Raw genomic sequence first — 16,353 nt, 5'->3', positions numbered from 1 at the left:
TTTGGTCGCGAGCCTGCCGCCTCATTGCGGGAGCCGAGCCGGCGGGCACCCAGCGCTTTTCAAGAATCTACGCATAGAAGATGCCGGCCTCGATAGCGTCACTGTGTACACGGTGAGAGGGCAAGCCGCTCTATCACAGCAGCACGGGATCGAAACGTTTGCTTGAAGCGCACCTCGACAAGCGTCCAAGCACTAGCCCGTCCTACGGGGGGCCGAACCTAGCTACCCTGCGAGCTAGGGTGCGACAGACGGGTCGATCAAAAAGTTCTCCTTCCTATTTGACAAGCTCTGCGAAAGGTGGATCAATCGGTAATGGCCCTCGGGCCCGATCGCACAGGGAGGGCGAGATGAAGTTGCCACGGGACGGGAGCAGCGCACGTACACTGCGGGCGGCCGGTGCGGCGATCCTGTTAGTGGCCGCCGCCGCGGCGTTGCTCTTCTGGCGCGGTCCGAATTCCCAACTTATGCCGCGGGCGGCTCTTAAGTCGGCTCCCGGCGACACAGCCAAGACGCAGTTGTCGTTGAGTCGCAGGGCGGTTGCGCGCGCGCCGCTCCCTACTCCTGGTACTCCTCTCCCGATCGCGTTAAAGCAACTTGCTCCCGCGATCAACGCCGGTCAACCGCAGGCGACGTGCTACGCAGCTAAAGCCTACTGGTCATGCGAGTCCGTGGAGCAACGACTCGAGGTAGCTGAGCAGCTAGCCGTGGTTGGCGTGCCCGTCATCGCCGGACAGCCTAAGTCGGTAAGCGAATCGCTGCTGCAGGGCGCCGAACACGACGCACAACAGTGCGAACAAATCAAGACGGAACGTACTCGGGCCTACGACTTCCAAGCCAAGGCCGCTAGCGGCGACCCGCGGTTTGAACGCTGGCTCGTGCTGAGTCCGATGCTGCGGCAAGACGCTTTCCTTGACGATCTTGACCGGTGGAAGGACTACTCGGAGCGGTCGCGTCACTACATCGAGCGCAGCTTGGCCTCCCATCGTGCGGACGACCTTCCGCTGCTAATTGCGCTGCATGCGCCAAAAAATGTGGTTGGATTGCGCCCACCATATCGGGTGAACGATGACGCGACCTTCGTCGCGCTCGTGAGAATTGCTCATGCGAGCAGAGTACCGGTAGAGGCAACCTTCCAGAATGCGGCGACGCGGCTCGAGCGGCCAGCGGACACCTCGTTCATTGCTGCGGTGGAAGAGCGCGCACGCCGCCTAAGTGGGCCGTGGCTCGCATCTGCTACGCCACCTTCAATCGAACAGATTTTTATGGAAGGTCAATCGCCGGCATCCTGCCAGTGAACATGGAGAGTGAGTATGAAATGGATGGTGCGTACAGCAACTGCGTTAGTTCTTTTCGCCCTGGCGCTTCCGGCGCTAGCGGATCCTATTTACGTGACGCGTACGACTACCTGCACGGCTTACAGCTGCGTCAGGACGACGATAGTCTGGAAGATCAACGGTCTTGGTCAACAGGAGATCCTAAGCACTGAAACGGTGACCTACGCCAACCCGACTACGCAGGCTAAATAGGAGCAGATGCAATGATAAGGATCATTCTTGCACTACTAATGGCGATTTGCCTCATTCCGGCAGCGCACGCCCAAGCCCAGCCTACAACTCAGACGGTAACTAACACGACGTGCTCAGGGGCGACATGCACGTCAACTACTTACTACTTCGTGTGGAGCTTCGAACGCCAGCAATGGATGCTCGTTAGCGCCACTACCGTGATTGTTCCGTTCCGCGGTCAGGTGAAGTGAGGATTGTTCAATGAACGACAAGAACGTTCGATCACGCAGCCGGACAGCAATGGCTGTGGTTGCCACAGTTGGCGTGCTAGTAGGCTTTGCCGCTGATCGACTGCTTGTTAACGCGGACCGAGGGACGCAACTGTCCGCTTCGGAGATGCTTACGCCTTCTGGCGCAGATGTCGAAGCCGCCATCGCCGCCGCCGACGCGGCCGAGCGGGCGGGAGCGTATCGTATTCCGAAGCAAGCCCTGACAGAGGCTGAAGCGAATGCTGATGCGGCCAACAAAGCTGCCGAAACACTGAAGGCTAGAGCTGCGATCAATTAGTGCGATCCGCCATGTTGATTTCGTGCTGTAAATGAATGTGCGAGAACCGCGTTGGCGCTCACACGGCGACGCGAGCTGCATCCAAAAGGGCCGCCGCCACGGCAAGGCGGCCCTTTTTTGGGATTTGGTCAAGCTCGTACTGTCGCGTGAACCATGCGGACTTAAGCGAACGCACTTAATTGTCCTCGGCGAGGAACGTGCTTCCCACGCGGCTTCGTCTATTGCAGGGCAATACTCGGCGCGTACGCTGCGGATGAGGCGAAAAAGGCATACGCCACATGCTCCTTTTTGCGTCGAGGCGGCCGGATTGCGCAAGTCACGCATCGACGACTGTCAGTAGGTCAACTGACTGGTCGCTCCTAGCTTTTGCACGCGGCGCAGGTTCCTCGGCCGGGCCAAACTTAAAGGGAGGGCAACCCTTCGCGTTTCACGGGGCTTGACGTGGGCGGGCCAGAAGAGCACGCGGCCTTGGCACGAAGGCGCTCCACTACGCGCGAGTTCCAAAGTACTTGGACATGGCGTGCGTCTCGCTCGGCCCGTCTGCTTCTCGCCGAAAGCCGACCTTGTGCCGGGTCAGTATCTCTGCGCCTGTAGACTGCAAGCCCGTTCTACTTAGATCCCATATGTCCAATTTCAGTTCCGTCCTGAAAAGCGAAATCGCTCGCGTTGCTCGGAAGGAGATCAAGAACGCGGCAGATCCCCTGCGGAAAGCAAATGCAACCTACCGTCGGGAGATTGCCGAGCTGAAGCGGCAACTGTCGGCTTTACAGAAGGAGCTTCGCTCTCTCTCGAAAGCACCGCGGGCGAGCGCGCCGGTGGCGGCGGAAACTGCGGGGAGCACGCGATTCGGCGTGAAGGGCCTGAAGTCGCACCGAGCGCGCCTTGGGCTATCGGCCTCGGATTTCGGCCGTCTGGTCGGAGCGAGTGGTCAGTCGATCTATAACTGGGAAGCCGGAAAGGCAGTACCGCGCGCGAGCCAGCAGGCGGCGCTCGCCTCGATTCGCGGGCTCGGCAAGCGTGAAGCCGCCAAGCGGCTCGAAGCGTTGGCATAAGTGGTCTGACGCGCTCGAGTGTCGCCGCCACCGTGCAGTCTCCAACCGGAGACTTCATATGGCATCCAAACGTACACCCTGGAATAAGGGCAAGCTGGTCGGGCAGAAGGCACCGCTTCGGCTCAGCGAAATCTGGTCTATCCGAGTGCGCCTGCAGCTCGCGGGCAACCTACGCGACTTCGCACTGTTCAATCTGGCGATCGACTCCAAGCTCCGCGGCTGCGATTTGGTCGCCCTTCGGCTCCGAGACATCTCCCACGGGAACGCGATCGCCCGGCGCGCGATCATCCTTCAGAAAAAGACGGGCCGACCGGTCCAGTTTGAGCTGACCGACCTGACGCGAGCCGCCGTGGCCGAATGGGTCCATCAACTTCACCTCAGTGCGGCCTCATATCTTTTCCCGGGGCGGTGCGGCGAAGCCGGCCACCTCTCGACGCGACAGTACGCACGCATCGTCTCTGGATGGGTCACTGCCGTCGGACTAGACCGCCACGCGTATGGAACACACAGCATGCGCCGCACGAAGGCTTTCCTGATCTACCGGCGCACGAAAAACATACGGGCCGTCCAAATATTGCTTGGGCACACCAAGCTCGAAAGTACCGTCCGATACCTAGGCATCGAAGTCGAGGACGCGCTCGAGATGGCCGAGCAGACGGAGTCCTAGTCGCCCCGTCCTGGCGCCGCCGTCAGACGCATTGGCGGCGGCTCTCGACCCAAAGCGGACATGGCAGGACAATGCTGCTCTCGCGGTGCCGGCGCGGGAGCATCCCTACTTTCGTTAACTCAACTAGACGTACTAGAAAGCGCTAGAAGCTGTACTTCATGCCGACGCGTATACCGCGCGATGGGAACGCATGGAAGTGCACGTCCTCGACGCCCTCGTACGGTTCGCCGGGCAAGCGCGACGCATAGAAGTAATCGATGTCGTGGTCCCGACTATCCAGTGCGTTCAGCACCTCCAGGTGCACGCCGAGGCGCCCCATCTGCCGTGCGAGCCGCAGGTTGAGGAGGGTGGAGCCCTCCGAGCGCACGCTCGCGTCCTCGATCAGCGGGTAGCGGCCGAAATGCTTGAGCTGCGCGCTCGCGGTCCAGCCGCCGTCGTAGCGTGCTGTGAGCCCGGCGCCGACCACCAGCGGAATGGAACCGGGCACTCTATTCCCGGCCGGGTCGTCATCGCGGAACCGCGCCTTCGAATAAGAGGCCTCGAGGTTCGCGCTGTAGCGCTCGCTGGCGAACCACGACAGGCCGGCCTCCAGGCCTTCGCGGCGGCTCGGACGGCTCGGTTCCGTGGTGCCGGCATCACCGACGAACAGCAGCTCGGAGTCGAGCCGCAGTCCCCACACCGCCGCGGTGCCCTGTAGGCGGTTGCCGAGGAACAGTCGCGCGCCCAGCTCGGCGCCGAGTGATGGCACCAGCGGGTCGACGCCATCGACCGGTTCGCGGGTGGCCGGGTCGACGCGGATGGTGGTGCCGCGTGCGTCGTTGGAATGGAAGCCGCTGCCCGCGCTCGCGTAGAGCTCGAGCGCCTCGTTGGCACGGTAGGCGAGGCTGGCCTTCAGGGACGTGCGCCCGGCGCGCGCGTGGCCGGAGTTAGCATCCAGCGAGCCGTCCACGCGGAAGGCGTATTCGTCGCGCCGCGCGCCGAAGTAGCTGCGCCACTGGTCGTTGAGCTGGAACTCGTTGGCGACGAAGAGCCCGAAGCTGCCTTCGCGCACGGCGTCGTCGCGCACGGTGCCCACGAGTGCGCGTTCGCGCGTATGCAGCAGCGCCACGCGGCCGATGTCGTCGAGCCGGCCCTCACCGCCGACCCGCCACGTGCTGCGGCCGGACTTCCACTGCTGCGAAACATTGAAGCCGTACACCGACCGGTCGTCGACCTGCTGGAACTGGTCTCCGTCCACCGGGTCGTCAAGGAAGTAAGTGAAATTGGACCACAGGTCGAGCCGGCTAGAGATCGCATACGCATCGACACGGAAGTCGCCGCCGAATGCCGGGCCGGACCAGCCGCCGGACAGGCTGAGGCGCGAAGATTCACCTCCCACGGTGGTGTCGATCGACCCGAGGTCGGAGATCAGGCCGCCCGATACCGCGCGTTGCGGGATCTGATCTGGGGAGTTCCATTTATTGGAATAGCCCATAAGCATCAGATGCGCACGCCCGCCCGCGAGGTCCGCACTGTAGCGGAGCAGACCGCTGCCCTTGCGCACGTTCTCGTCGATGTCGGTCCACGGCCCGTCGTACGTCTGCACCTCTGCGGCATACAGCACGTCACCGCCGGCCGCGGGCGCAGAGTCGATGACCAGAGCGCGACCGTAACCGAAGCTGCCGAGCGCGAGTTCCGCGGCGCCTGCGTCCACGCGGTCGGCGATGTCGAAGCGCGCGGATCCGGCCGCCGAGAAATCCCCAACGTCGGCGTAGTACGGGCCCTTGCGATACGTCAGCGACTCGACCGTTTCCGGGATGAGGAAGTTGAGGTCAGTCCAGCCCTGCCCGTGCCCGTGCGTGCGCATGTTGACCGGCATTCCGTCAACGAAGGTGGCGAAGTCGGTGCCGTGGTCGAGGTTGAAACCGCGCAGGAAGTACTGGTTGGCCTTGCCGCTGCCGGAGTGCTGGGTGGCGATCAGCCCGGGCACCAGCTCCAGCAGGTCGCCGGTCCGCAGCAGCGGCCGGTCCGCGATGTCGGCTTGGCCGATGGTGCCCTCGGACGCGCTTACCGCCTCGCCCACCAGGCTGCGGCGGCGGCCGATCACGGTCACTCGATCCAACTCCCTTGCCGTGACGGACGCGGGGTTTTCCGCGGCCGGCGCCGGTTGAGGACGGACAGAGAGGCAGAGGCACGTCACCACGAGTGCTGCAAAAGGGTGGCATGCGCTGGGAAGCCTGAGCATGGGTGCGTTCCAAGTCGGCGGTGCTGTGAGGTTCTGCCGGAGCATCCGGACCTACGACGCGAAGGCCCTGGCGGATGCGCGGTCACGTCGCGTGTGACTCGGCAAACCCCGATGCACGCACGATCACCCAAGGCATCAAACCAGCAGCACGGCGCCTGAACAGCACCTTGCGCTTACAGAACTCGCAGTTCCCGGACGGCGGACGCTCCCCTACGAGGAACGTGTCCCGTGCCCGACAAGCCCGCAGGTCCGCTTCTGGCCGGAAGCAGACGTCCCTCTCTGGGAAACTCCAGTTGGTCGCGTCTTTCCTTTGCACCTCTAAACACGCTTGTCGGTAAACCTGCGTGAGGCAGCGATAGGATCGTTCGGTCGCCGGGCGGCGTCCGCCCGAAGGACGCGCGCCTGCGGGTCGGGACTACTTCGATACGCCCGCGCTCGTCCTGCTAAGCCGCTCCTCGACTCGACGAACTACAGGTCGCGGCCTCCGATAGTCTCAAACAAGTCTGGCGGACACTTGTATGGGCCCGATTGCGTGCCGAGGGGGCGTGCATCCTTCACGTTGAAGACTTGGGCCTCTTTACCATCCCACGTGTGGGACACGTTTCCGTCGCCCAAGATGACGTCCTTGCGATGCATGACTTCACCTGACACCGGCAGGAAGGTGTGCCGAGGCTCGGCGGTCACACCGTCTGGCGTGTACGTCCATTTAGTCGCAGTGGCGCCCCATTGGCCCGTAGCTTGTACGAAGAAATAGCCGACCTCGACCTTTTCGTCATAGAGCTTGGACCAGCAGCTATACCCGTAGCGCGTCTCCGTTCGATAGGAAAAGCCAACGCCAAGCCCGAATAGGTACTCCCGCTCGTTCGGCATACGCTCTTGAAGCAGTACCGCATATGCGGTCGACGTCTTCGGGCGGGCTACGACGACCGTGTAGACATCGTTTAGTCCCGGGACAAAAGTCTGACGGATATTGGGACCACCGCTCTGGCTGCTGAGCATTGTCCCGTTGGGGTCGTAGACGCGGACGACCACTTCCCCGTCCGTTTCGACGACGATAGTGTTCAACGAGCCAGCAACCGACGGAATGTAGTAGAGGTCGGCGGAAGTACCTTTTCCACTCGATTGGACGACCTCTCGCCCAGAAATCAATCGGCTTCCCACTGGGGCGGCGGACGACAGGTGGGGTATTACGCAGAGCGCAGCGGCGGCAAGCCAAGCGGACGCGTTCATTGTGAACTCGCCTTTGCGGGCAGCGAGCAGAACCTACATTTTCTTTGCGCGCGGTCGCGCTGGGTCTGAGCTAGTTCGCGCTCGTAATCCGCCTTAGCTTGATCCTTGGCACCGTAGAGTGCGCGAGCACGCGCATTCGACTCTTCTGTCAGTTTCGCGATTTCGTCGAGACGTTTCTGCCGCGCGAATTCAGCGGCGCGTTGGTCTGCTTCCCTTTTCGCGTTGTCTAGCGCGGCCTTGGCGGCGTACTCACGCAATTCCTTATCGCGCTGATCCTTCTTCTCGGCGAGTTCGCTCGCCGTGCATGCGCTGGGCGTGTCTAGGCTGCACCGCGGAATGGACGGAATCTCCGGCACGGACAAGTAGACCTGCGCGGATGCCACGAGTGGCGCCAGCAGCAGTAACAGCAAGGCGATCGTCGGCTTCGTGAGCATCCCCTTCCCCAAGGCAACTCGTGGCATGAGCGGCGCAGGCGCCGCGCTGTTATCAGACGGTAGCCCTCGGGGTAATGCAAGTGGCCGCGGCAGGAAACGCGACCGGCGAGATCAATTGCAGCGCTCGCCGGTCGGCTCATGCAGGGCCCTAACTGGATTCACAGAATACCGATGTACATGGGACGGCCTCCGACCTTTCCCGGTCTGGTGCTGATGGGCAGCGCAGTTAACGCTCGCCGTCGCCCAGCAGGTCAAGCGACCTCTCCCACGACGGCAACGTCCACCAGCTGGCAACCATGGCATGCGCCCGGCCCGCCTGCGGCTGCCTCAGTGCGGAGATTTCGTTGAAGGTAGGGGAGGCAAGTACGTACACCGGCCGCGTCCGGTAGCGGTTTGAGCACGGCTGATAAGGGTGGCGGTGTCGGCTACCCAAGGTCTGCTTCCGACCCAAAGCGGACATGGGCGGGCCAAGCCAGGATATTCGTGCCCTGGCCTACAATGCCGCCCGTGATCCGCTCCCAGCCCTTCGGTCGCGTCATGGCGCAGCTGGCCCTCGTGGCCATGCTGCTGACCATGTTTGCACCGATGGTGAGCCGGGCGATGCAGGCGCAATCAACGACGGCCGTCGGCGCGCTGCAGGAAATGGCCCTGTGCACGACCGAAGGCCTGCAGACGCGGCTGGTCGCGCTGCTGCCGCGCGCGTCGAGCGGACACGGTAGCCACCACGACGGTGCCGACCCCATGGGGCACGGCGGTGGCGATCCCGGCGATGCCTGCAGCTACTGCTCGCTGGTCGTGTCGCAGGTGCTGTTGCTGGCCTTGCTGATGGGTCTGTTGGCGTTCGCGCCCGCCGCGCCGCTGACCCAGCGACGTGGCATCACGTCCCGGCCATGGCGCAATGCGCGTGGCCTGGGCTCGCAGGCACCGCCCATCACGCTCTGATCCACAAGACTCGTCTATTTCCGCGTGGCCAAGGGCCGCGCTCTCGTGCTTTGGAGCTCCCATGTCGACCCCCCCGTCGCGCGCCGATGCGTTCGTCGCGCCTGCACATTGCCGTTTCCGTCGCCCTCGCGGCGCTGTCTCTCCCACTGACCGTCCGGGCGGATGATCCCGCTGCCGACGGGAACCAGCCCGCACACCAGCTCGACCGTATACAAGTGCGCGGTGCGCGCTCGCCGGCCGACGCCGAGCGCGCACTGACGCCCGGTGCCGTCACGATCATCGATGCCGATTCCCTCCGCGCGCGGTCGGTTGGCAACCTGTCCGATGCGCTTCGCTACGTGCCGGGCGTATGGACGCAGAGCGCCACCGGCGGCGATGCCGTCTTCATCTCGAGCGCGGCTCCAACCTCGATGCCACCGACTACGACAGCAACGGCGTGAAGCTGTTCCAGGACGGGCTGCCGGTCACCACCGCTGACGGCAACAACCACAACCGTTTCATCGACCCGGCGGCCGCGCGCTACATCACGGTCGCGCATGGCGCGAACGCGCTGACCTATGGCGCGAGGAACCTGGGCGGCGCGATCGACGCCACAAGCCCGACCGCGCGCAACAGCGTGCCGCTGGAGCTGTTCGTCCAAGGCGGCAGCTTCGGGCTCGTGAATGGCCGGCTCACGGCGGGCGGGGTCACAGGCGACTGGGACGGCCTCGTTACCCTTGACCAGAAACGTCGCGGCGGCTACCGCGCGCACAGCCGGCAGGATCGGTCGAGCGTATATGCGAACGTCGGCTGGCAGCCGTCCACCGACGTGGACCTGCGCCTGTTCGCCACGCACATCGAGAACGCCGAAGAGCTGGCCGGCGCGCTCACGCGCGCGCAATTAGACGCCGACCCGCGTCAGGCCAACCCGTCGGCGATCACCGGCAATTTCCAGCTCAACGTGCGCACCGACCGCGTCGCGGCGAAGGGCACGTGGACGCCGTATGCAGATCACCGCCTCGAACTGGGTGTGTCATACGAGGACCAGAACCTCTACCACCCGATCGTCGACAAGATCCTCCTCGACTTCGACGGGCCGGGCCCGAACGCGCCGATGGAGGTGTTCAGCCTGCTCAAGAACACGGAGCAGCGCACCTATGCGGGCGTGGCCCGCTACAACATCAAGTCCGGCACGCACGACGTGCTGATCGGCCTGAATCTGGCCGACACCCGCGAGACCGGCGGCAACTTCCGCAACGACGGCGGCCGCCGCAACGGACAGACCGGGATTATCGACAACCACTCCGATAGCGCCGAGCTGTTCGTGGTGGATCGATGGACGTTCGCGCCCGGCTGGACGCTCGTCTACGGCGCGCAGGGCGTGCGTACCGGGCGCGACGTGCGCACGACCGATCTCGCCAGCGGCACCGTGAGCAACCCTCGGCGCGACTATTCGTCGATCAACCCGCGGCTCGGCGTGCTGCGCGCCATCACGCCCACCAGCGAAGCCTTCGCCAGCGTAAGCCGGCTGTTCGAGGCGCCCACCACCTTCGAACTGACCGATGACCTGCACGGCGGCAACGCCACGCTCGATCCGATGCAGGGCACCGTGGTGGAGGCGGGGCTGCGTGGCGCGACGAAAGCCGATGCGTCGAAGCCACGCTGGCATTGGGATACCTCGGTCTACTACGCGCGGATCCGCGACGAGATCCTGTCGGTCGACAGCCCGGTCGCGCCCGGCACCAGCCTGTCCGCCAACATCCATCGCACCACGCATGGCGGTATCGAGGCGCTCGTCGGCGTGAGCCTGCCGCTCGGCAATGGCGTTGATCGCATCGAGCCGCTGCTCAGTGCGTCGTACAACCGCTTCTTCTTCGACGGTGATCTGGTCTATGGCGACAACCGCCTGCCGGCGGCGCCGGCGTATGCGATGCGTGGCGAAGTGATATATCGCCACGGCAACGGGTTCCTCGTCGGCCGACGTTCGACTGGGTGGGCTCGCGCTATGCGGACTTCAGCAACAGCTATCGCCTCGCGGGGTACCACCTCTTCGGCCTCCGCGCCGGCATCCGGCGCGACCGGTGGGAGGTCTTCGGCGAGCTGCGCAACCTGACCGACCAGCGCTACGTGGGCACGATGAGCGTCCGCGACCGAACGTCGGCGGGCGACGCTGTCCTGCAGCCAGGCGCGCCACGATCGGTAAGTGCCGAGGCGCGCTTGAGCTTCTAGCGGGTCAGACGGCGTCCGCGACCACCATCGTGTCCGACCGATCAGCGAAGCGGCGGCGACTCCTCAACGGCAGACCCAATAAAATGTATTGACTGGTTAGGGTCGGCCCAATATGTTGTGCCCGTCGAAGGTGCCGCGCCCGCCCGGGTCGGCTTAAAAGGGAACCCGGTGGGAATCCGGGACTGCCCCGCAGCGGTAAGTGGAAACGACCCGCGTCATTGGCACTGGCCCGAGCGGCTGGGAAGCGACGCGCAGTAGGTGGCGAGCACTCGCCGTAGTCCACGAGTCCGAAGACCTGCCTCGATCGGCGGCCGCGTGCCGCCGTTGGCCAGGCGTCCTCGTGGGAGGGACGGGGCGGTCCGCGGACCTCGTCCGCTGCCTTCCGTCTTCTTGCGTCGATGCCGGCTCGCCCGGGGGGGCGGGGGCCGGCACGGGCATGCCTGCGCCGCTTTCGCTTCCTCTCCATCGCCACCGGAGAGGAACCAATGACGAACGAGACACTCACCCCAACCGTGCCACACGTGGCGTCCGACACCGACGCGCCCGGCTTCGCACTGACCCCGCCGCATGCGCCGGCGACCATGACCGTGACCAAGCGCGACGGCCGCCGCGAGCCGGTCGACGTCGCCAAGATCGTGCGCGCCGTGCAGCGCTGCAGCGCAGGGCTCGATGACATCGATCCGATGCGCGTCGCGCTCAAGACCATCGGCGGCATCTTCGACGGCGCGACCACCCGCGAGCTCGACGAGCTTTCAATCCATACCGCCGCCGCGTTCACCGCCGAGGAGCCGCAGTACTCGCGCCTCGCCGCGCGGCTGCTCAGCGCCTACATCGACAAGGAGGTTACCGGGCTCGGCGTGCATTCCTTCTCACAGTCGATCCTGCTCGGCCACGACCTCGGCCTGATCAACGACCGCGTGCGCGAGGCGGTCGAGGCCAATGCCCGCAAGTTCAACGACGCGATCGACGCGTCCCATACGCAGCGCTTCGAGTACTTCGGCCTGCGCACGCTCTACGACCGCTACCTGCTCAAGCATCCGCACTCGCGACACGTCATCGAGACGCCGCAGCACTTCTTCATGCGGATCGCCGTCGCGCTGACCGACGGCCCGGCCGGCGCGCTGCAGCTCTACCGGCTCATGGCTTCGCTCGATTACATCCCGAGCTCGCCGACGCTGTTCAACTCCGGCACGCGCCACGAGCAGCTCTCGTCGTGCTTCCTGCTGGACTCGCCGCAGGATTCGCTCACGGACATCTACGCGCGCTACGGCGACGTCGCGCAGCTGTCGAAGTTCTCCGGCGGCATCGGCCAGGCCTACCACCGCATCCGGGCGCGCGGCTCGCTGATCCGTTCCACCAACGGGCGCAGCAACGGCATCGTGCCGTGGCTGAAGACGCTCGATGCCTCCGTCGCCGCGGTGAACCAAGGCGGCAAGCGCAAGGGCGCCGCCTGCATCTACCTCGAGACGTGGCATGCGGACATCGAGGAGTTCCTCGAGCTGCGCGACAACACCGGCGACGAGATGCGCCGCACGCACAACCTCAACCTCGCCAACTGGATCCCCGACCTGTTCATGCAGCGCGTCGACGCCGACGGCAACTGGTCGCTGTTCGATCCGAAGGCCGTGCCGGAGCTGCCCGACCTCTGGGGCGAGGCCTTCGAGCGCGCCTACGTGCAGGCCGAGCAGCAGGGCCTCGCGGTGCGCACCGTCAAGGCGCGCGAGCTCTACGCCCGGATGATGAAGGTGCTCGGCGAGACCGGGAACGGCTGGATGACGTTCAAGGACGCGTCCAACCGCACCTGCAACCAGGTCGGACCGGGCCGCACCGTGCACCTGTCGAACCTGTGCACGGAGATCCTGGAGGTGACGAGCGCGGACGAGACCGCCGTCTGCAACCTCGGCTCGATCAACCTCGCGCAGCACGTGGGCGAGGACGGCGTCGACTTCGACAAGCTCGCCGAGACCGTGCAGGTGGCGGTGCGCCAGCTCGACCGCGTCATCGACCTCAACTTCTACCCGATCGAGTCGGCGCGCCGCTCGAACCTGCGCTGGCGGCCGGTGGGCCTGGGCGTGATGGGCCTGCAGGACGTGTTCTTCAAGCTGCGGCTGCCGTTCGACTCGGTTGAAGCGCTGGCGCTGTCGACGCGTATCGCCGAGACAATCTACCTGCACGCGCTCGAGGCGTCCTGCGATCTCGCCGCGCAGCACGGCGCGCATCCGTCGTTCGCCGAGACCCGGGCGGCGGGCGGCGACCTGCAATTCGACCTCTGGGGCGTCACACCGACGCAGGCCGTCGCCTGGGAGGCGCTGAAGGCGCGCATCGCCACGCATGGCCTGCGCAACTCGCTGCTGATGGCCATCGCCCCGACCGCCACCATCGCCTCGATCGCCGGCTGCTACGAATGCATCGAGCCGCAGGTTTCTAACCTGTTCAAGCGCGAGACGCTCTCGGGCGACTTCGTGCAGGTCAACCGCCACCTCGTCAACGAGCTCAAGAAGCTGGGCCTCTGGACGCAGCCCATCCGCGATGCGATCAAGCTCGGCGAGGGGTCCATCCAGGCCATCGAGGCCATCCCGGAATCATTGCGGCAGGTCTACCGCACTGCTTGGGAGCTGCCGCAGAAGGCGCTGATTGACCTCGCCGCCGCGCGAGGCGCCTACATCGACCAGTCGCAGTCGCTGAATCTCTTCATGGAGAGCCCGAACATCGGGCGGCTGTCGTCGATGTACATGTACGCCTGGAAGTCGGGCCTGAAGACGACGTACTACCTGCGCTCGCGGCCGGCGACCCGCATCGCGAAGGCCACCGTGTCCACCGCGCCCCCGCAGGCCGCCCTCGCGTGCTCGCTCGAAAACCCCGAAGCCTGCGAGGCCTGCCAGTAGGCGACCCGACGTCCGCCGCGGGTGTTCTTGACGCCCGCGACCGAATCTCTCTGACCGGAACAACCCCATGCCCGCCGCACGCCTTCTAGACCCCGGCTTCGAGTTGACCCTGCGCCCGATGCGCTACCCGCTCTTCTACGACATGTACCGCGACGCGATCCGTAATACGTGGACCGTAGAGGAGATCGACTTCGGCATTGACATCAACGATCTGCGGGACAAGCTCACGCCGGCCGATCGCCACCTCATCGAGCGTCTCGTCGCCTTCTTCGCGACGGGCGACTCGATCGTCGCCAACAACCTTGTGCTCAACCTCTACCAGCACGTCAACGCACCCGAGTCGCGCATGTACCTGTCGCGCCAGCTCTACGAGGAAGCGCTGCATGTGCAGTTCTACCTGACACTGCTGGACGCCTACGTGCCCGACATAGAGCGGCGTGCCGCGGCGTTCTCGGCGATCGAGAACATCCCGTCGATCCGTGCCAAGGCCGACTTCTGCTTTCGCTGGATCGACTCCATCCAGCAGCTGAGGCGGCTCGAGACGCGCGAGGATCGGCGTGCATTCCTGCTGAATCTTATCTGTTTCGCCTGCTGCATCGAAGGTCTTTTCTTCTTCGCCGCCTTCGCCTACGTGTGGTTCCTGCGCTCGCGCGGCCTGCTGCCGGGGCTGGCAGCGGGTACGAACTGGGTTTTCCGCGACGAATCGGGCCACATGGCGTTCGCCCTCGAAGTCATCCGCACCGTGCGCGAGGAGGAGCCGGGTCTGTTCGACGCCGCGATGGAGCGTGAGGTTCGGACGATGCTGCGTGACGCGGTCGAAGTGGAGGCGGCGTTCGCCCACGACGTGCTGTCTGGCGGCGTGAACGGCCTGTCCCCTCGCGAAATGCGTGAGTACCTGCAGTACGTCGCGGATCTCCGGCTCGCCGCCCTCGAGCTTGAGCCGGAGTTTGGTAGCCGCAACCCGTTCGCGTTCATCGAGTTGCAGGACGTCCAGGAGCTGACCAATTTCTTCGAGCGTCGCGTGTCGGCGTACCAGGTCGGGATCAATGGGGAGGTCGCCTTCGATGACGCCTTCTGATCCCCCACGCCAGGTGCGCCTGTGGGAGATCGTGTTCCCCGATCACACTAACCACTTGGGCACGCTGTTAGGTGGGCAGGCACTGGCATGGATGGACAAGGCGGCGTTCGTGGCCGCCACGCGCTACGCCAAGCGCACCACGGTAGTGACGGCGCGTTCGGAGCAGGTCGACTTCCATGTACCCGTACGGCAAGGCCAGCTGGTCGAGCTGGTCGCACGCGTGGTCGACGTGGGCCGCAGCTCCATGCGCGTGGAGGTCGAGCTCAATACCGAGGACCCGCAAGCGGCGACACGACACCTGTGCACGCGAGGGCATTTCACCATGATCGTGCTCGACTCGAACGGGCGGCCGGCGCCGGTGGAGCCGTTCAGGGAAGTGGCGCCCATAGGGTCGTCGGAATCGTAGGAGGCTGCTGTTGCCGATGTCCGCTTCTGGCCGTTAGCGGACGTCGCCACTTGCGATAGTTGGCTGTAGGCGGTAGCCCGTATCTGACGAGAAGAGAGCACGAAAGTAGTAGTGTTTTCCCTCGCGGAAAGGCTGCGATACGTTTACTACCTGCAATATCTTGATGGGAGCATCGGGCTCGATTCCGAGCACATGGTCATCGGCTGGGATCTCGACGGTGAACGTTTCGCCCTTGCCGATTCGGGCCAGAGGGTTGCCGTCGAGATAAATAAGCCATCGGTTGCCGTTCGCGCCCGGCGGGCCGCCGGTGTCGCGGGTAAAGGTGACCGTCGCTCGAGGTGCGCCGTCTGGCAATACGGGCGTAAAGATGGAGTCGGCTGGGGCTTGACGCGCTGCCGACGGTCCAATCGGATCAGAGCTGCACCCGCCGGCGAGAATCGCTAGAAGTAGCGCAAAGGCCGCGGAACGACTGAGGTGACTGGTAGGCGATACAGGCAGCATAGGCGTTGCTCCGGATTTCGTCCGCTGATCGTCGTTCTCGTGGGGATACTGGTCAATCGCGGGGCTCACCACGGGTGACGCGACGTCCCCCCGGTTTTGAGTAGCACGCCGATCTGGAGTCCAATCCCCGGCAGCAAGGAGATTGGACGTGAAGAAGCGTTTTTCCGAAGAGCAGATCATTGGCTTCCTGCGTGAGGCGGAGGCCGGCATGCCGGTCAAGGAGCTGTGCCGGCGGCACGGTTTCAGCGAAGCCTCGTACTACCTGTGGCGCAGCAAGTTCGGCGGCATGAGCGTGCCGGATGCCAAGCGCCTGAAGGAACTGGAGACGGAGAACGCCCGGCTGAAGAAGCTGCTGGCCGAACAGGTCCTCGAGAACGAGGTGATCAAGGACGTCCTGCGAAAAAAATGGTGAGCGCACCGGCCCGGCGGGAACAGGTGCGCTACATGGTGGGCAAAGGACTGAGCGAGCGGCGTGCGCTGGCAATCGTGCGGATGAGCGCGAGCGCGTTCCGCTACGCGCCACGGCCTGATCGCAACATCGAGCTGCGCGAACGGATCGTGGCGCTGGCGCAGCGGCACCGGCGCTACGGCGTTGGGATGATCCACCTGAAGCTGCGCCAGGGCGGCCAGCTCGTGAACTACAAGCGCGTCGAA

The 16,353-nt window shown here is 64.7% G+C and carries 14 protein-coding genes, 2 pseudogenes and 1 riboswitch; of the genes and pseudogenes, 12 read left to right on the top strand and 4 right to left on the bottom strand.

The annotated features are described in order from the left end of the window. The first annotated feature begins 713 nt into the window (after window positions 1-713). The 4 genes from ACY35P_RS06675 to ACY35P_RS06660 all read left to right on the top strand — a co-directional run bounded on the left by ACY35P_RS06675 (window position 714) and on the right by ACY35P_RS06660 (window position 3,791). Entirely contained in the window at window positions 714-1,295 is a 582-nt protein-coding gene (locus ACY35P_RS06675) for a hypothetical protein (RefSeq protein WP_462115051.1), read from the top strand. Between the two features lie 471 nt (window positions 1,296-1,766). After that, window positions 1,767-2,072, top strand: coding sequence for a hypothetical protein (locus ACY35P_RS06670; RefSeq protein WP_462115050.1), 306 nt, complete (start codon window positions 1,767-1,769; stop codon window positions 2,070-2,072). A gap of 623 nt (window positions 2,073-2,695) precedes the next feature. Further along, entirely contained in the window at window positions 2,696-3,124 is a 429-nt protein-coding gene (locus ACY35P_RS06665) for a helix-turn-helix domain-containing protein (protein WP_462115049.1), read from the top strand. Between the two features lie 58 nt (window positions 3,125-3,182). After that, complete coding sequence (locus ACY35P_RS06660) at window positions 3,183-3,791, top strand: tyrosine-type recombinase/integrase (RefSeq protein ID WP_462115048.1); 609 nt, start codon at window positions 3,183-3,185, stop codon at window positions 3,789-3,791. A 142-nt stretch (window positions 3,792-3,933) separates the two neighbouring features. On the opposite strand, the gene ACY35P_RS06655 is transcribed toward ACY35P_RS06660, so the two are convergent. The 3 genes from ACY35P_RS06655 to ACY35P_RS06645 all read right to left on the bottom strand — a co-directional run bounded on the left by ACY35P_RS06655 (window position 3,934) and on the right by ACY35P_RS06645 (window position 7,679). Beyond that, window positions 3,934-5,883: a TonB-dependent receptor gene (locus ACY35P_RS06655; RefSeq protein WP_462115047.1), complete on the bottom strand. Its 1,950-nt coding sequence runs from the start codon at window positions 5,881-5,883 to the stop codon at window positions 3,934-3,936. Between the two features lie 600 nt (window positions 5,884-6,483). After that, entirely contained in the window at window positions 6,484-7,245 is a 762-nt protein-coding gene (locus tag ACY35P_RS06650; RefSeq protein WP_462115046.1) for a hypothetical protein, read from the bottom strand. Continuing rightward, the gene (locus tag ACY35P_RS06645) at window positions 7,242-7,679 is read right to left on the bottom strand and encodes a hypothetical protein (protein ID WP_462115045.1); all 438 of its coding nucleotides are present in this window, start codon (window positions 7,677-7,679) and stop codon (window positions 7,242-7,244) included. The genes ACY35P_RS06650 and ACY35P_RS06645 overlap by 4 nt, the downstream gene beginning before the upstream one ends. Before the next feature lie 507 nt (window positions 7,680-8,186). Between ACY35P_RS06645 and ACY35P_RS06640 the strand changes: the two genes are divergently transcribed. From ACY35P_RS06640 to ACY35P_RS06610, 7 genes and pseudogenes are all read left to right on the top strand, one after another. Continuing rightward, complete coding sequence (locus tag ACY35P_RS06640) at window positions 8,187-8,621, top strand: DUF2946 family protein (RefSeq protein ID WP_462115044.1); 435 nt, start codon at window positions 8,187-8,189, stop codon at window positions 8,619-8,621. 86 nt (window positions 8,622-8,707) lie between these two features. Continuing rightward, window positions 8,708-9,061, top strand: coding sequence for a TonB-dependent receptor plug domain-containing protein (locus ACY35P_RS06635; protein WP_462115043.1), 354 nt, complete (start codon window positions 8,708-8,710; stop codon window positions 9,059-9,061). Then, a pseudogene (locus tag ACY35P_RS06630) lies at window positions 9,058-9,144 on the top strand (hypothetical protein); the annotation flags it as partial. The gene ACY35P_RS06635 and the pseudogene ACY35P_RS06630, both read left to right, overlap by 4 nt. 93 nt (window positions 9,145-9,237) lie before the next feature. Beyond that, window positions 9,238-10,713 carry a TonB-dependent receptor domain-containing protein gene (locus ACY35P_RS06625; RefSeq protein ID WP_462115085.1) on the top strand — a complete coding sequence of 492 codons (1,476 nt, stop codon included), beginning with the start codon at window positions 9,238-9,240 and terminating at the stop codon, window positions 10,711-10,713. Window positions 10,714-10,939: 226 nt separating this feature from the next. Next, window positions 10,940-11,146: riboswitch (cobalamin riboswitch) on the top strand. A 264-nt stretch (window positions 11,147-11,410) separates the two neighbouring features. After that, the gene (locus tag ACY35P_RS06620; RefSeq protein ID WP_462115084.1) at window positions 11,411-13,714 is read left to right on the top strand and encodes a ribonucleoside-diphosphate reductase subunit alpha; all 2,304 of its coding nucleotides are present in this window, start codon (window positions 11,411-11,413) and stop codon (window positions 13,712-13,714) included. Window positions 13,715-13,781: 67 nt separating this feature from the next. Beyond that, window positions 13,782-14,792 (top strand): ribonucleotide-diphosphate reductase subunit beta, encoded by a 1,011-nt coding sequence (locus tag ACY35P_RS06615; RefSeq protein ID WP_462115042.1) that lies wholly within the window; start codon window positions 13,782-13,784, stop codon window positions 14,790-14,792. After that, complete coding sequence (locus ACY35P_RS06610; protein ID WP_462115041.1) at window positions 14,779-15,198, top strand: acyl-CoA thioesterase; 420 nt, start codon at window positions 14,779-14,781, stop codon at window positions 15,196-15,198. The genes ACY35P_RS06615 and ACY35P_RS06610 overlap by 14 nt, the downstream gene beginning before the upstream one ends. 33 nt (window positions 15,199-15,231) lie before the next feature. Here the strand turns inward: ACY35P_RS06610 and ACY35P_RS06605 are convergent, their stop codons facing one another. Continuing rightward, window positions 15,232-15,699: a hypothetical protein gene (locus ACY35P_RS06605; protein ID WP_462115040.1), complete on the bottom strand. Its 468-nt coding sequence runs from the start codon at window positions 15,697-15,699 to the stop codon at window positions 15,232-15,234. Window positions 15,700-15,907: 208 nt separating this feature from the next. Here ACY35P_RS06605 and ACY35P_RS06600 point away from each other — a divergent pair. Continuing rightward, a pseudogene (locus ACY35P_RS06600) lies at window positions 15,908-16,353 on the top strand (transposase); the annotation flags it as partial.

This window comes from Lysobacter xanthus (assembly GCF_047159895.1).
This window is presented reverse-complemented; position numbering and strand designations above follow the sequence as displayed.

Excerpts from the sequence above, each read along its gene's own strand:
- ACY35P_RS06610 (WP_462115041.1), top strand. The coding sequence starts at position 14,779 with ATGACGCCTTCTGATCCCCCACGCCAGGTGCGCCTGTGGGAGATCGTG.
- ACY35P_RS06620 (WP_462115084.1), top strand. The coding sequence starts at position 11,411 with ATGACCGTGACCAAGCGCGACGGCCGCCGCGAGCCGGTCGACGTCGCC.
- ACY35P_RS06645 (WP_462115045.1), bottom strand. The coding sequence starts at position 7,679 with ATGCTCACGAAGCCGACGATCGCCTTGCTGTTACTGCTGCTGGCGCCA.
- ACY35P_RS06635 (WP_462115043.1), top strand. The coding sequence starts at position 8,708 with ATGCGTTCGTCGCGCCTGCACATTGCCGTTTCCGTCGCCCTCGCGGCG.
- ACY35P_RS06660 (WP_462115048.1), top strand. The coding sequence starts at position 3,183 with ATGGCATCCAAACGTACACCCTGGAATAAGGGCAAGCTGGTCGGGCAG.
- ACY35P_RS06665 (WP_462115049.1), top strand. The coding sequence starts at position 2,696 with ATGTCCAATTTCAGTTCCGTCCTGAAAAGCGAAATCGCTCGCGTTGCT.
- ACY35P_RS06650 (WP_462115046.1), bottom strand. The coding sequence starts at position 7,245 with ATGAACGCGTCCGCTTGGCTTGCCGCCGCTGCGCTCTGCGTAATACCC.
- ACY35P_RS06615 (WP_462115042.1), top strand. The coding sequence starts at position 13,782 with ATGCCCGCCGCACGCCTTCTAGACCCCGGCTTCGAGTTGACCCTGCGC.
- ACY35P_RS06605 (WP_462115040.1), bottom strand. The coding sequence starts at position 15,699 with ATGCTGCCTGTATCGCCTACCAGTCACCTCAGTCGTTCCGCGGCCTTT.
- ACY35P_RS06670 (WP_462115050.1), top strand. The coding sequence starts at position 1,767 with ATGAACGACAAGAACGTTCGATCACGCAGCCGGACAGCAATGGCTGTG.